This window comes from Nonomuraea sp. NPDC050540, from assembly GCF_044457485.1.
Lineage (GTDB): Bacteria > Actinomycetota > Actinomycetes > Streptosporangiales > Streptosporangiaceae > Nonomuraea.
The window spans coordinates 654,971-669,149 of record NZ_JBITHA010000002.1 but is presented as its reverse complement, the minus strand read 5'-3'; the positions used below and the strand labels follow the sequence as shown (position 1 = coordinate 669,149).

At 70.8% G+C, this 14,179-nt stretch carries 13 protein-coding genes; 12 read left to right on the top strand and 1 reads right to left on the bottom strand.

The genetic code is table 11. The features are described 5' to 3' along the window. The first annotated feature begins 661 nt into the window (after nt 1-661). The 6 genes from rsmD to mutM all read left to right on the top strand — a co-directional run bounded on the left by rsmD (nt 662) and on the right by mutM (nt 4,299). On the top strand, nt 662-1,228 hold the full coding sequence (gene rsmD, locus ACIBI5_RS09435) for a 16S rRNA (guanine(966)-N(2))-methyltransferase RsmD (RefSeq protein WP_397244937.1): 567 nt from the start codon (nt 662-664) through the stop codon (nt 1,226-1,228). Nucleotides 1,229-1,243: 15 nt separating this feature from the next. Continuing rightward, the gene (gene coaD, locus ACIBI5_RS09430) at nt 1,244-1,720 is read left to right on the top strand and encodes a pantetheine-phosphate adenylyltransferase (RefSeq protein ID WP_397244935.1); all 477 of its coding nucleotides are present in this window, start codon (nt 1,244-1,246) and stop codon (nt 1,718-1,720) included. A 72-nt stretch (nt 1,721-1,792) separates the two neighbouring features. After that, nucleotides 1,793-2,344 (top strand): YceD family protein, encoded by a 552-nt coding sequence (locus ACIBI5_RS09425; protein ID WP_397244933.1) that lies wholly within the window; start codon nt 1,793-1,795, stop codon nt 2,342-2,344. Between the two features lies 1 nt (nt 2,345). Then, nucleotides 2,346-2,525: a 50S ribosomal protein L32 gene (rpmF, locus tag ACIBI5_RS09420; RefSeq protein WP_184960388.1), complete on the top strand. Its 180-nt coding sequence runs from the start codon at nt 2,346-2,348 to the stop codon at nt 2,523-2,525. A 209-nt stretch (nt 2,526-2,734) separates the two neighbouring features. Next, nucleotides 2,735-3,454 carry a ribonuclease III gene (gene rnc, locus ACIBI5_RS09415; RefSeq protein WP_379612526.1) on the top strand — a complete coding sequence of 240 codons (720 nt, stop codon included), beginning with the start codon at nt 2,735-2,737 and terminating at the stop codon, nt 3,452-3,454. 2 nt (nt 3,455-3,456) lie between these two features. Continuing rightward, nucleotides 3,457-4,299 carry a bifunctional DNA-formamidopyrimidine glycosylase/DNA-(apurinic or apyrimidinic site) lyase gene (gene mutM / locus ACIBI5_RS09410; RefSeq protein WP_397244931.1) on the top strand — a complete coding sequence of 281 codons (843 nt, stop codon included), beginning with the start codon at nt 3,457-3,459 and terminating at the stop codon, nt 4,297-4,299. Here mutM and ACIBI5_RS09405 read toward each other — a convergent pair. Beyond that, nucleotides 4,247-5,380, bottom strand: coding sequence for an MFS transporter (locus tag ACIBI5_RS09405; protein WP_397244929.1), 1,134 nt, complete (start codon nt 5,378-5,380; stop codon nt 4,247-4,249). The two genes, mutM and ACIBI5_RS09405, sit on opposite strands and share 53 nt — an antisense overlap. 78 nt (nt 5,381-5,458) lie before the next feature. On the opposite strand from ACIBI5_RS09405, the gene ACIBI5_RS09400 reads away from it, so the two are divergent. The 6 genes from ACIBI5_RS09400 (at nt 5,459) to ACIBI5_RS09375 (ending at nt 14,178) form a co-directional block, all read left to right on the top strand. After that, nucleotides 5,459-6,376, top strand: a complete 918-nt coding sequence (locus ACIBI5_RS09400; protein ID WP_397244927.1) for a LysR family transcriptional regulator — start codon at nt 5,459-5,461, stop codon at nt 6,374-6,376. Continuing rightward, on the top strand, nt 6,377-6,655 hold the full coding sequence (locus tag ACIBI5_RS09395; RefSeq protein WP_184960384.1) for an acylphosphatase: 279 nt from the start codon (nt 6,377-6,379) through the stop codon (nt 6,653-6,655). It begins immediately after the preceding gene. A gap of 190 nt (nt 6,656-6,845) precedes the next feature. Then, entirely contained in the window at nt 6,846-7,040 is a 195-nt protein-coding gene (locus ACIBI5_RS09390) for a hypothetical protein (protein ID WP_221340212.1), read from the top strand. Nucleotides 7,041-7,259: 219 nt separating this feature from the next. Next, nucleotides 7,260-10,937 carry a chromosome segregation protein SMC gene (gene smc, locus ACIBI5_RS09385; protein ID WP_397244925.1) on the top strand — a complete coding sequence of 1,226 codons (3,678 nt, stop codon included), beginning with the start codon at nt 7,260-7,262 and terminating at the stop codon, nt 10,935-10,937. Between the two features lie 54 nt (nt 10,938-10,991). After that, nucleotides 10,992-12,164 (top strand): signal recognition particle-docking protein FtsY, encoded by a 1,173-nt coding sequence (gene ftsY / locus ACIBI5_RS09380; protein WP_397244923.1) that lies wholly within the window; start codon nt 10,992-10,994, stop codon nt 12,162-12,164. A gap of 334 nt (nt 12,165-12,498) precedes the next feature. Continuing rightward, complete coding sequence (locus ACIBI5_RS09375) at nt 12,499-14,178, top strand: tetratricopeptide repeat protein (RefSeq protein WP_397244921.1); 1,680 nt, start codon at nt 12,499-12,501, stop codon at nt 14,176-14,178. Nucleotide 14,179 lies beyond the last annotated feature (1 nt).

The window sequence follows — 14,179 nt, the reverse complement described above, 5'->3', positions numbered from 1 at the left end:
CACCGCGCGCTGTGGGGCGGTTCGGGAGGGTAGGCACGTGGCGTCAGGAAGGCCTGGCAGGCGGCGTCACGCCCAGAAGGGCAGCCGAGCCGCCGGCACGGCCGGAGGAGGCCGTGGAGGCGCCTGCGGCGGGTTCCGGGCGCGCGGCCGGGACGCCATCGAGGGTTTGTGGCGCCGCGCGGTGGGGTGTGGGGCGGTGGTGCTCGGCGCCTTTGGCGGGTGGCCGGGGTGGGGCACGGTGGCCGGTGCACGTGTCGCCGTTGCGGCGGGGACCACGTGCGACGTGAGAAGCGATCCCCACGATCGGCGGAAACGCACGACGGCGGGTGGCGGTAACCCGGCTTGCCGTAACGGCGAAAGGGCGTGAAAGCCCGACGAATGAGCGAGAGAGAAAGAGCCCCTGACAGCGAACTAGGCCCAGCGGCGGGGACGGCCTCCCCCCGAATGCCGTCCCCGGCTGGGCCCACCCTCGGGTCAGGTGCCGAGGGATCCGGCGTGCGGAAGGGCTCACGATCACGCCGGTCGGCCTCCATTTGGGTCACCTCGAAGGCCGCAGTCATCATCATGCGGCCCCACCCGCCCCAAGGGAACGACCCTTGCGCAGTCGAGGCCGACACTTGTCCACTCTTGACCTGCGGTGACATGGGGGACAATGGCCCTCATGACTCGGATCATCGCGGGGAGCGCGGGTGGGCGTCGGCTGGCGGTTCCGCCGGGGCGCGGGACGCGACCTACCAGCGACAGGGCAAGGGAAGGGATCTTCTCTACCCTCGGTTCACTTCACTGGCTGGACGGGGCGCGGGTGATGGATCTGTTCGCGGGTTCCGGGGCGGTCGGGCTGGAGGCTTTGTCGCGTGGGGCCGTCCATGCGCTGCTGGTGGAGTCGGACGCGAAGGCGGCCCGGACGATCAGGGCGAACGTCGCGGCGCTCGGGCTGGACGGCGCTCAGGTGGTGCACGACCGGGTGGAGCGGGTGCTGGCCAAGCCGGGGGAGGAGCCTTATGACGTGGTGTTCGCGGATCCGCCCTATGCGGTGGCGGATGACGATGTTCTGGAGGTTCTGGCCCGGCTCAGGGACAACGGCTGGCTCGCGGAGGACGCCCTGATCGCGGTTGAACGCGAGAGCAGGGGAAATGCCCTGGTATGGCCGGAAGGCTACGTTGAGGAGAGGGTCCGTCGATATGGTGAAGCGTCCGTTTGGTACGGTCGCGCCGCCAGGGACCCGTAAGCCTGGGAGGGCATCTTGCGGCGCGTTGTCTGCCCGGGGTCGTTCGACCCCATCACCAACGGTCATCTCGACATCATCGGCCGGTCCGCCCGGCTCTACGACGAGGTGACCGTCGCGGTGCTCATCAACCTCGAGAAGAGCAGCCTGTTCACGGTCGACGAGCGGATCGACGTCCTGCAGACCGTGACCAAGGAGTATCCGAACGTCAAGGTGCGGAAGTTCCACGGCCTGCTGGTCGACTTCTGCAAGGAGAACGACATCCCGGCGATCGTCAAGGGCATCCGGGTGGTCAGCGACTTCGACTACGAGCTGCAGATGGCGCAGCTCAACTATCGCCTGTCCGGGGTCGAGACGCTGTTCATGCCGACCAACCCCGAGTACTCTTTTCTCTCGTCCAGCAGGGTCAAGGAGATCGCCCGCTACGGCGGGGACGTGTCCGGCCTGGTCCCGGATCTGGTGCACAAGCTGCTCATCGAGCGGCTCAGGGGCTGACCAGGGCCTGGTATTCTTTCTATTCGGCCTTGTACGACGGCGATCGTTTCGCCATGCCTAGCGAGAGCAAGGATGACTCAGCACCTCGACCCCCGCTCCCCATGGGTGATCTCCACCCACGACCTGGGCAAGCGACCGGGCTCGATGCTGGAGCGCCGGCTCTCGCTCCCGGCACCGGCGGATCTCGGCGTCGACATGATCGGTGTCCCCAAGGACGCCGAAGTCGAGCTGGATCTCCGGTTCGAAGCAGTGATGGAAGGCGTGCTCGTCAGTGGCACGGCGCGGGCCCCGCTGGCCGGGGAATGCGCCCGCTGTCTCGACCCGATCTCCTCGGGCATCGAGGTGGCGCTGCAGGAGCTGTTCTTCTACTCCGACGAGGACGCCTCGGAGGAGGATTCGCTGCTCGACGGTGAGCTGCTCGACCTCGAGCCGACGTTCCGCGACGCGGCGGTGCTCGCACTGCCGTTGAGCCCCATGTGCGGTGACGACTGCCAGGGGCTCTGCGTGGAGTGCGGGGCCAGGCTGGCTGACGCCGGCCCGGACCACCGGCACGAGAAGATCGACGTCCGCTGGGCGTCGTTGCAAGGTCTGGTTACCGAGAACGATAACGATCAGGAGAAGTGACGTGGCCGTCCCGAAGCGAAAGATGTCGCGGAGCAACACCCGCGCCCGTCGCTCCCAGTGGAAGACGACTGCTGTCGCGCTGGTGAGCTGCCCGCAGTGCCGTTCGCCGAAGCAGCCGCACATCGCCTGCCCGAGCTGCGGTACGTACAACCGCCGTCAGGTCGTCGAGCCGTCTGCCTGATTCGCAGAGTTGACGTGATGCCGACCGGGTGCAATTGTGCCCCGGTCGGCGTTAACGTCTGAGATGCGTGCGGTGGCGGTTCGCCCGCGGCCGTGGTGGACGCCGGGACACCATCCCCGACGCCCACCACGTTTTCGGGCATCTTCCACAGCCATCGCGCCATGTGAAGGTGTCCGAGGAGGAAACACGTGGGCGCAGGTCCTAAGCCGGTGGCCGTGGAGGTCGCCAGAGACGAACTGGAACGAGTCCTTTCCGCGCGACTCGCTTCCGACATCCTTGAGCGGGCGCTGACGCACCGCTCCTACGCGTACGAGAACGGCGGCCTGCCCACCAACGAGCGCCTGGAGTTCCTGGGCGACTCGGTGCTGGGCCTGGTCGTCACCGATACGCTCTACCGCAACCACCCCGATCTGCCCGAGGGCCAGCTGGCCAAGCTGCGGGCCGCGGTGGTCAACATGCGCGCGCTGGCCGACGTGGCCAGGTCCCTGGGCCTGGGCCGCTTCCTCCGCCTCGGCAGGGGCGAGGAGGGCACGGGCGGGCGCGACAAGTCGTCCATCCTGGCCGACACGCTGGAGGCGCTGATCGGCGCGATCTACGTGGACAAGGGCCTGGAAGAGGCCTTCCGCGTCGTGCACGTGCTGTTCGATCCGCTGATCGTGCGCTCGGCCTCGCTGGGCGCCGGCCTCGACTGGAAGACCTCGTTGCAGGAGCTGACCGCCTCCGAGGCGCTCGGCGTGCCCGAGTACCACGTCGAGGAGAGCGGCCCCGACCACGCCAAGTCGTTCACCGCGGTGGTGCGCGTGGGCGGCGAGTCCTACGGTTCGGGCACCGGCCGCAGCAAGAAGGAGGCCGAGCAGCAGGCGGCCGAGGCGGCCTGGACCCGCATCAGGGCGCGTCGCGAGCAGCGCGAGAGCCAGCCGGCCGGTTAGAGATGCCCGAACTGCCCGAGGTTGAGGTCGTCCGCCGCGGCCTCGCGGAATGGGTCACCGGGCGGGAGATCGCCGAGGCCGAGGTGCTGCATCCTCGCGCCGTCCGGCGGCATCTGCCCGGGGCCGACGAGTTCGCCTCGCGGCTGAAGGGCCGCACGATCGTCTCGGCCGAGCGTCGCGGCAAGTACCTGTGGCTGCCGCTCGGCCCCGGCGACGCGCTCATGGCCCACCTGGGGATGAGCGGCCAGCTCCTCGTGGTGCGGCCGGACTCGCCGCTGGAGAAGCATCTGCGCGTACGGCTGCGCTTCGCCGACGGCGGCCCCGACCTGCGCTTCGTCGACCAGCGCACGTTCGGCCACGTCATGGTCACGCCGATGGCCGGCGGGGTCCCCGAGCCGATCGCGCACATCGCGCCCGACCCGTTCGAGGACTCCTTCGCCGACGAGGTCTTCGCCCGCAAGCTGAAGGCGAAGAACACCGAGGTCAAGCGGGCGCTGCTCGACCAGTCGCTGATCAGCGGCGTCGGCAACATCTACGCCGACGAGGCGCTGTGGCTGGCCAAGCTCCACTGGGCCCGCTCGACCAGGACCCTCACCCAGCCCAAGGTCACCGAGCTGCTCGCCGGGGTGCGCGCGGTCATGAGCTCCGCCCTGGCGCAGGGCGGCACGTCCTTCGACAGCCTCTACGTCAACGTCAACGGCGAGAGCGGCTACTTCGAGCGCTCCTTGGAGGCCTACGGCAGGCGCGACCTGCCGTGTTCGCGGTGCGGCACCCCGATCAGGCGTGACCCGTTCATGAACCGCTCGTCCTACTCCTGCCCGACGTGCCAGCGTAAGCCGCGCTGAGCACGGCCATCACCGCCGCGAACCACAGCACGGCCGACAGCGACACGCTGTCCACGATCCGCCCGCCGACCAGCGCGCCGGCGGCGATGGTGGCGTTGAACACCGACGACACCCAGGCCATGCCGGACTCGCCGCCGCCCGCCTTGATCATCCAGAGCTGGCTGGTGACGGAGACGCCGCCGTAGGCCATGCCCCACAGCACGACCAGCAGAAGCGGGTCGCTCGTCAGGGGCAGTGCCGCGGTGGCCACGGCGACGAGCAGGGCCAGCGTGATGATCACCTGCTTGGGCCGCCTCGCGGCGAGCGCGCCCGCGGCGAAGTTGCCGGCCACGCCGGCCAGGCCGTAGGCGAGCAGGGTGAGGCTGATGTCGGCGCCGCTCTGCTCCAGGAAGGGCCGGACATAGGTGTACGCGCCGAAGTGGCCGATCACGAGCACTCCGATGACGATCAGCACGGCCCGCATGCCGGGGTCGCGCCAGACGCCGCCCAGGCTCACCGTGCTCTCGGCGGGCAGCGATGGAAGCAGGACCAGGAGCGCCGCGGTGACGGCCAGGGCGAGCATCGCCATCACACCGAACGCCCAGCGCCAGTCGGCCAGGGAGGCGATCAGCGTGCCCGTGGGGACACCGAGCACGGAGGCCACGGAGACGCCGCCCGCGATCATGGCGGTGGCCCGGCCCACGGAGCCCGGCGGCACCAGCCGTACGGCGAGGCTCGCGGCGAAGGCCCAGTAGCCGCCGATGCTCACGCCGGTCACCACCCGGGCCGCCATCATCACCGTGAAATTGGGCGCGAGCGCCGCCACCAGGTTCGACAGCACCAGCAGCGCCATGAGCCCGGCCAGCAGCGCGCGCCGGTCGAGCCCGCGTACGCTCATGGCCAGCACGGGGGCGGCCACCGCGGCGACCAGGCCGGGCGCCGACATGGTCAGCCCGGCGACGCCGGTGGAAACCCCCATCGCGCCGCTGATCGGCGTCAGCAGCCCGATGGGCATCATCTCGCTGGTCACCACGATGAAAATGCCCACGGCCGTGGCGAGGATGGCGGGCCAATATGCCCGGGATGTGTCAATCGTCGTCATGGTCCAAGCCTGTGAACGGGCGTCCGCGGGAACAATGCCGAAGATCGAATCCTTGGTTTAGCTGGACTAAGGGGTGCTATGGAGTTCAGACAGCTGGAGACGTTCGTGGTGGTGAGCGAGGAGCTCCATTTCGCCAAGGCCGCCGAGCGGCTGTACCTGTCTCCCGGCCGGGTCAGCCAGATCGTCCGCTCGCTGGAGGATTCGATCGGCGCCCGGCTCTTCGAGCGGACGAGCCGCCGGGTCCGGCTGACCCCGCTGGGCGAGCGCTTCCTCGCCGACGTGCGCCCCGCCTACGAGGGGCTGCACGGCGCGGTGAACCGCGCCAGATCGGCCGCGAGGAGTGTGTACGGCGTGCTGCGCGTCGGATTCCTCAGCGCGCCGGGCGAGGTCGTCACCGGGGCGGTGCGCGCCTTCGAGCACCGCTTCCCCGAGTGCGCGGTAGAGCTGGTCGAGGTCCCGCTGTCCAATCCGTTCGGCAAGGTGCGCGAGGGTGTGGTGGATCTCACGTTCACGTTGCTTCCGGTCGCCGAGCCCGATCTGGAGACGAGCGTCGCGCTGAACCGGGTGCCGTTGAAGCTGGCCCTGTCACCGGCGCATCCGCTGGCAGGGCGTGTGTCCATCGACGCGGAAGAGCTGGCAGGAGTGCCGCTGGTCGGGGTGGAGGGCCCGGCGCCGCGCTGCTGGAGGGAACTGACGGCCCCGGTGACGACGCCCGGCGGCCTGCCCATCCCGTCGGCCGGGGCGGTCTCCACGAGCCAGGAGGGCCTGACCGAGGTCGCGCTGAACCGCGGGAGCATGTTGTTCTGCACCCCGACGGCGGCCTATCTGGGGCGCGACGACGTCACGTTCGTGCCGGTCACGGGCCTGCCGGACTCGGTGCTCGGCCTGGTGTGGCAGCGTACGCGGCGTACGGCGGCGGTGACCGCGTTCGCCGAGGTGGCTGCCGACCGAAATGCCGGAGAAGTGGTAGTAAATCTACAGAGAGTGACCGGATGAATGGGCGATGACACGCGGCTGACGGCCTGGGTAAGGGGTCGTGTCCAGGGTGTCGGCTTCCGCTGGTGGACCCGTGCGCGGGCGCTTGAGCTGGGCCTGGCCGGGTGGGCGCGCAACATGGACGACGGCCGGGTGGAGGTCGTCGCGGAGGGGTCCAGGGAGTCCTGCGTCAAGCTGCTTGAGCTGCTCCGAGGTTGCGACACGCCGGGCAAGGTGACGGGAGTAGTGGAACGGTGGAGCGAACCCCGAGGTAGTTTGGTTGGGTTTATGGAGAGGTAGACCCTTTCGTTAAACCCCCCAAATAGGGTATATTTGTATGTCGGGAGTGCCCATCGGTGCGTCTCTGCGGTGCGTTCGACTTGACCGCCCACACTGCCGGTGCGACTCTTGTTAGGTACCACGCGCACCCCTCCCGCGGAATAGAAGTGCGCGAACCAGTCTGGTCACTCAGCGTGGAGGACCCTTAACCATGGCGAAGGCTCTACTAGGCCACGTCGGCGGTCCTGACCCTCGGATGGTCTCGGAGATGCGCCGCCTGCAACAGCGTATTCGGGATCTGGAGGCAGAACTCATCCGGCTCCAGGCCCAGAACGACGCTCTTGCGGCGCAGACCCGTGACGAGGCACGGGGCCGTTTGCAGGAGCGCGAGCCGGCACTCACCTGAGTGGTCGGAGCGCTACATCCAGGGACGTCTCGGAGAGGCGTCCCTTGCTATTTGTCCACATTTCTCATGATGTTCACGTTGGTGGTCCGCGAGTGCGCAGACACGCGCGGATAACCGCCCTCACCCGCCTTGCCGTATCGCAGACTGGTTCTTAGCACGAGCTCAAGGGCAGAGACCAGTAGGCTTTCCGGAACGCAGTCGACGGGAGGGGGTCATCGGGTGTACCTGAAGACCCTCACCCTGCGTGGATTCAAGTCGTTCGCCTCGGCCACCGCTCTGCGTTTCGAACCGGGGATCACCTGTGTCGTCGGCCCCAACGGGTCCGGCAAGTCCAACGTCGTCGACGCCCTCGCCTGGGTCATGGGCGAGCACAGCGCCAAGTCGCTGCGCGGCGGCAAGATGGAGGACGTGATCTTCGCCGGCACCTCCAGCCGGCCGCCGCTCGGCCGTGCCGAGGTCACGCTGACGATCGACAACTCCGACGGCGCGCTGCCGATCGACTACACCGAGGTGACGATCAGCCGCCTGATGTTCAGGAGCGGCCAGTCCGAGTACGCCATCAACGGCGACACCTGCCGCCTGCTCGACATTCAGGAGCTGCTGTCCGACTCGGGCATCGGCAGGGAGATGCACGTCATCGTCGGCCAGGGCCAGCTCGACGCCGTGCTCCACGCGGGCCCCGAAGACCGCCGCGCCTTCATCGAAGAGGCCGCGGGCGTGCTCAAGCACCGCAAGCGCAAGGAAAAGGCGCTGCGCAAGCTCGACGCGATGCAGGCCAACCTCACCCGGGCCCAGGACCTCGCCACCGAGCTGCGCCGCCAGCTCAAGCCGCTGGGCCGCCAGGCCGAGATCGCCCGCAAGGCCGCCGTCATCCAGGCCGACCTGCGTGACGCCCGGCTTCGGCTGCTGGCCGACGACGTCGGTATCCTGCGCGACACGCTGCGCAGGGAGGCGGCCGACGAGGCGGCGATCCAGGCCCGCCGTACCCAGGTCGAGACCGAACTGGCGCAGGGACAGGAGCGCGAGGCCGCCCTGGAGGAGGCCGAGGCGCAGGCCCAGCCGCGGCTGTCGGCCGCGCAGGAGACCTTCTTCCGGCTGTCCTCCCTGCGCGAGCGCACCTCGGGGCTGGAGCAGCTCGCCGCGGAACGTCACCGCCACGCCGTCGACGCCGCCGCCATCGAACGGCGCGGCCGCGACCCCGAGGAGCTCGAACGCGAGGCCGCGGAGGCACGCGAGCAGGAGCTCATACTCAACGCCGAGCTGGAGCACGCCCAGGAGCTGCTGGAGGAGGCCGTCCAGCGCCGGGCCGAGGCCGAAGCGGAGCTGAGCGGCGAGGAGCAGCGGCTGGCCATGGCCGCCCGCGCCCAGGCCGACCGCCGCGAGGGCCTGGCCAGGCTGCGCGGCAAGGTCGACTCGGCGCGCAGTCGCGCCCGCGCAGCCGACGAGGAGATCGGCCGCCTGGCGCAGGGCGTCTTCGACGCCGCCGAGCGCGAGCGCGCCGGCCGGATGGAGCTTGAGGAGCAGCAGCGCGCCGAACCCGCCGTCGACCCGGCGCTCGCCGAGGAGCTGGACACCGCGCAGGCGCTGGTCGAGGAGGCCAGGGCGGTCGCCGACGAGGCCCGCGCCGCCGTGGAGGAGTCCAGGTCGGGGCTCGACGTCCCGCGTGCGGCCGTGCAGGCCGCGAAGTCCGCCGTGGGTACGGCCCGCACCGCCGACCAGCAGGCCCAGCGCGCGGTGGCCGGTCTCCAGGCCCGGCGCGAAGCCCTCGAACTCGGCCTGAGCAAGGGCGCCGACGGCGGCGCCGCGTTGCTGGAGGCCGACCTGGCGGGAGTCCTGGGCCCGCTGGCCACCGAGCTGACCGTGGCGCCCGGCGCCGAACTCGCCGTCGCCGCCGTCCTGGGCCCGGTGGCCGAGGCGATCGCGGTGAAGTCGCTCGACACGGCGGTGGAGGCCTTCGAGCTCCTGCGCGCCGGAGACGGCGGTCACGCGACCATCCTGATCGCGGGCGAGGGCCGCGCCGGGTCCCGGCCCGCCCTCGACGCGCGGGGTGTCTGGGCCGCCGATCTGGTGACTGTTCCCGACCATCTCAGAGCCGCCGTCGACCACGTGCTGACCGGCGTCGTCGTGGTCGACGACCTGGCCGGGGCGAAGGACCTGGTCGAGCGGCGGCCCGAGCTCAGGGCCGTGACCAGGCAGGGCGACCTGGTGGGTGTCCACCTGGCGGGCGGCGGCGCGGTGGGCGGTTCGTCCGTCCTGCAGATGCGTTCCGCCCTCGACCAGGCCACCGCCGACCTCGACGCCGCCCAGGCCACCGCCGAGCGCGGCGCCGCCGGATTCGAGGCCGCCGTCGAGGCGGAGCACGAGGCCCAGGCTCAGCTCGAAGCCGCCCAGGCCCGCGTCACCGAGGCCCAGACCGCCGTCAGCACCGCCCAGTCCGGCCTCAGCGCCGCCCAGGGCACGCTCGACCAGGTCAGGGGCAGGCAGCGCGAGGCCGACCAGCGCAACGCCGCCGCCGCCAAGCGCCTGGCCCAGCTGGAGGCCGCCGCGGAGGCAGCCGCCGCCGAGGCCGCCCGCCTGGCCAAGAGCGTCGCCGCCGCCGAGGAGGCGCGCGCCGAGGCGCTGGAAGAGGTGGCAGAGCTGGAGATCCGGCTGGCCGAGGCGGAGTACGCGGGCGAGCTGGAGTCCGAGCCCACCACCGACACCCGCGACGAGCTGGCCGAGGCCACCAACCTGGCCAGGCAGCGCGAGATGGAGACCCGCCTGCAGGTCCGCACCGCGGAAGAGCGGGTCAAGGGCATCGAGGGCAGGGCCGACGGCCTGATGCGGGCCGCCGAGCGCGAGCGTCAGGAGCGGGCCCAGGCCGCCGCGCAGCGGTCCAGGCGCCGCAGGCAGGCCGTCGTGGCCGAGGCCGTGGCCAAGGGCGCCAAGCGGGTGCTCGGGGCGCTGGCCGGCTCGATCGAGCGGGCCTCGCGCGAACGCGACGAGGCGGACCTGGCCAGGGTGGCGATCGACGCTGAGCTGAAGCAGGTACGCCTGCGCGTACGCGAGCTGTCGCAGGAACTCGACAAGCTGGTCAACCGGGTGCACGGCAGCGAGGTGGCCCGTACCGAGCAGCGGCTCCGGCTGGAGCAGATGGAGCAGCGGGCGCTCGACGAGTTCGGCGTGGAGGCCGAGTCGCTGATCTCCGAGTACGGCCCCGCCGTTCCGGTCCCCGGGGACCCGCCCGTGCCGTACGTCCGGGAGGAGCAGGAGAAGCGCGCCCGGATCGCCGAGAAGCAGATGAACCAGCTCGGCAAGGTCAACCCGCTGGCGCTGGAGGAGTTCGCCGCGCTGGAGGAGCGCCACGCCTTCCTCAACAGCCAGCTCGAAGACCTCAGGAAGACCAGGCGTGAGCTGATGACGGTCGTCCAGGAGGTCGACAACCGGGTCGAGGCGATGTTCTCCTCCGCCTACGAGGACGTCGCCCGCGAGTTCGAGCAGATCTTCACCCGGGTGTTCCCGGGCGGCGACGGGCGGCTCGTGCTGACCGACCCCGCCGACATGCTGACGACCGGCATCGAGGTCGAGGCCAGGCCGCCGGGCAAGAAGGTCAAGCGGCTGTCGCTGCTGTCGGGCGGTGAGCGGTCGCTGACGGCGGTGGCGTTCCTGATCTCCATCTTCAAGGCGCGGCCGTCGCCGTTCTATGTGATGGACGAGGTCGAGGCGGCGCTCGACGACACCAACACGCAGCGGCTGCTGACGCTTTTCGAGGAATTGCGGCAGAGTTCGCAGCTGATCGTCATCACGCACAACAAGCGCACGATGGAGATCGCCGACGCCCTGTACGGCGTGTCCATGCGCGGTGACGGCGTCACCCAGGTCGTCAGCCAGCGCCTGCGGGAGCGCGAACCGGCCTGACGGGCACGCTCCCCGGGCGCGAGCATGCGGGCTGATCTGGAAAACTGACTTGTTGTGGATGGTTACCTGGGCATCATCGTGATCGTGGTCGTCGTCGCCCTGCTGGCGGCCGGCGGCCTCTTCCTGCTGTTCAGGCCGGGTGGCAAGGGCGCCCCGCCGGTCGAGCCGCCGGCGACGATCCCGCTTCCCGACGAGAAGGAGAAGCGGCCCGCCGGGGGTGGTGAGGAGTCCGAGGGCGCCACCACCACCGTTCCGCCGCCCGCTCCCGTGGTCGCGGTCAAGCCCGAGGTCGAGGTGCCGCCGCCGTCGGCCGGCCGGATGGTGCGGCTGCGCTCGCGGCTGGCCCGCTCGCAGAGCGCGTTCGGCCGCGGCCTGCTGGAGCTGCTGTCCCGCGACCGTCTCGACGACGAGGTGTGGGACGAGATCGAGGAGAGCCTGATCACCGCCGACGTCGGCGTCGCGCCGACGCAGGTGATGGTCGAGGAGCTGAAGACCAAGGTCAAGGTGCTCGGCAGCCGGACGCCGCACGAGGTGCGCGGGCTGCTGCGCGAGCAGTTGCTGACGCAGGTCAACCCCGGCCTGGACCGTACGCTGCACATCGCCAAGCACGGCGAACGGCCCGCGGTGGTGCTCGTGGTCGGCGTCAACGGCACCGGCAAGACCACCACGACCGGCAAGCTGGCCCGCTCGCTGGTGGGCGACGGCAAGAAGGTCGTGCTCGGCGCCGCCGACACCTTCCGCGCCGCCGCGGCCGACCAGTTGCAGACCTGGGGCGACCGGGTGGGCGCCGAGGTCGTGCGCGGTCCCGAGGGCGGCGACCCGGCGTCGGTCGCCTTCGACGCGACGGCCAAGGGCATGGCGGAGAAGGCGGACGTCGTGATCGTCGACACCGCGGGCCGCCTGCACACCAAGACCGGCCTCATGGACGAGTTGGGCAAGGTCAAGCGCGTCATCGAGAAGAAGGCCACAGTCGACGAGGTCCTGCTCGTGCTCGATGCCACGACCGGCCAGAACGGCATGCGGCAGGCCCAGGTGTTCGCCGAGGTGGTCAACATCACGGGTATCGCGCTGACCAAGCTCGACGGCACGGCCAAGGGCGGCATCGTGATCTCGGTGCAGCGCGAGCTGGGTGTGCCGGTCAAGCTGGTGGGCCTGGGCGAGGGGGCGGACGACCTGGCGCCGTTCGATCCGGAGGTCTTCGTCGACGCGATCTTGGGTGACGACTGAGGCTTTTGGTGGGTTTTCGGACGCTCCATGGGGTTCCGTGGAGCGTCTCCTTATTTGGTGGGTAATGACCCTTACCCCGCAGGTCTTGATCTCCGACTCGGCCCTGTGTTCACATGAGTCGGTCACCTAGAGATCGCGGTCGTATTCGGAACGTCCGCGTCATGAGGTGTGTGCGGAGTGGAAGGGCAAGAATGAAAAAGGTCGTGGTCCACAAGCCGGGAACAGTCAAGCCTGCAGGCGTCGACGCGCCGCGGCACAAGAACTGATCTCAAAAGGGCGGTCCGTCTCCTTCTCCTGGGAGATGCGGGCCGCCCTTCGGCTTGGAAAGGACCTGGTGAACCTTCCGACCATCGACGCCGACCGGCGTCCCCGCGGCCCCTACACGTTCGGTGCGGCGCTCCTGGACGCCCTCGTGCCCGCGGCGCTCGCGTACGGGCCCGAGCTGGTGGCCGCCCACGACATCGAGATCAGGGCCGCGGCGCCGCACCTCGCGCCGCGAGTGCCGCGGGTGCCGGGCGGCAGGGGGTCCCTGGCCGACGACCTGCCCCGCGAGCAGCGCATCCTGATCCCGGGCGCGGGACGTACGCTGCGGATCGCCAACGGGCTGGCCGAGTTCGTCCGTGACCACCTGGCCAGGACCGGGCCGCTGGCCGTCGCCGTGGCGAACCTGGCCGCGGCCGACCCGACCGACGTCCAGCTGGTGGAGGTGCTGCGGCGGCGCGTACCCGAGCTGGTGATCACCGAGGTGGAGGGCCGGCCAGGCGGCGGGCCGTTCGCCACCGACTACGACCGGTTCCGTGACGAGGGCTTCCACCACGCCATGGCCGAGGCAGGGCTGGCCGAGCTGGAGCTGCTCACCCACGACGACGACCCCGAACGCTGGTGGACGCTGCTGCACCGCACCACCGCCGCGCTGGAGGCGATCGGCCGCGAGCCCGCCGCCCGGAAACTGTACGAGCGGGCCAGGCGCGTCGCCACCGAGCCCGGCCACCGCGCCACCGTGGCCTGCTCGATCGCGATGCTGTTCGTCCGCCACCACGATCCCGCCCTGCGCGACCCCGAGGAGGCCCTGGCCTGGATCAACGAGGCGATCACCATCACCTCACTGCTGCCCGACCGCCGTGAGCGCGCCTTCCACCTCGGCTTCGACCTCAACGGCAAGGCCCTCATCGAGGTACGGCGAGGCCACCCGACCGCCGCCCTGGCCCTGGTCGAGCAGGCCATCGAGCTGGCCGACCGCGACCTGCCCCCGGACACGCACCCGATCCACCGGCTGGTGCTGCGGGCCAACCGCGGCCAGCTCCTCGGCGTCCTGGGCCGTACCGAAGAGGCGCTGGCCGACTACGCCGCCGCGATCGCCGCCGACCCCGGCTACCCCGACTACTACCTCGACCGCGGGACTCTCCTCCACAAGCTGGGGCGTCTCGACGAGGCGGTCGCCGACTACGAGAGCGCGATGCGGGTCAGCCCGCCCTTCCCCGAGCCCTACTACAACCGCGCCGAGGTCCGCTACGCGCGCGGCCACCTGGCCGGAGCGCTGGCCGATCTCGACTACGCGCTGGAGCTCGACCCGGGTTTCGCGCCCGGCTACGTCAACCGGGCGGGGCTGCGTGCCGCCCTGGGCGATCAGGGTGGGGCGCGGGCCGACGTGGAGGCGGGGTTGCGGCTGACGCCGCGGGAGCCGTACCTGCTGTGTGTGCTGGGGCAGGTCGAGCAGGCGGCGGGCCGGCGGGCGGCGGCCAGGGCGGCCTACGACGACGCGCTGGCGCTGGACGGCGGGCTGGCGGCGGCGTGGGCGGGGCGCGGCGGGCTGTCGTTCGAGGAGGGCGCGCACGAGGCGGCGGTCGCGGACCTGACCCGCGCGCTGGAGCTGGGAGAACGCGCGGAGCTGCTGTTCAACCGGGCGCTGGCGCTGCGCGCGGCGGGACGGGAACGGGAGGCGCGGGCGGATCTGGCGAGGGCGGCGCGGCTCGATCCGGACGACCCGGACGTCCAGCGCGAACTCGCCCGATAAA

What these genes read in the sequence shown, in the direction of transcription:
- rsmD (WP_397244937.1), top strand. Translation starts at nt 662, where the DNA reads ATGACTCGGATCATCGCGGGGAGCGCGGGTGGGCGTCGGCTGGCGGTT.
- ACIBI5_RS09425 (WP_397244933.1), top strand. Translation starts at nt 1,793, where the DNA reads ATGACTCAGCACCTCGACCCCCGCTCCCCATGGGTGATCTCCACCCAC.
- mutM (WP_397244931.1), top strand. Translation starts at nt 3,457, where the DNA reads ATGCCCGAACTGCCCGAGGTTGAGGTCGTCCGCCGCGGCCTCGCGGAA.
- ACIBI5_RS09405 (WP_397244929.1), bottom strand. Translation starts at nt 5,380, where the DNA reads ATGACGACGATTGACACATCCCGGGCATATTGGCCCGCCATCCTCGCC.
- ACIBI5_RS09400 (WP_397244927.1), top strand. Translation starts at nt 5,459, where the DNA reads ATGGAGTTCAGACAGCTGGAGACGTTCGTGGTGGTGAGCGAGGAGCTC.
- ACIBI5_RS09395 (WP_184960384.1), top strand. Translation starts at nt 6,377, where the DNA reads ATGGGCGATGACACGCGGCTGACGGCCTGGGTAAGGGGTCGTGTCCAG.
- ACIBI5_RS09390 (WP_221340212.1), top strand. Translation starts at nt 6,846, where the DNA reads ATGGCGAAGGCTCTACTAGGCCACGTCGGCGGTCCTGACCCTCGGATG.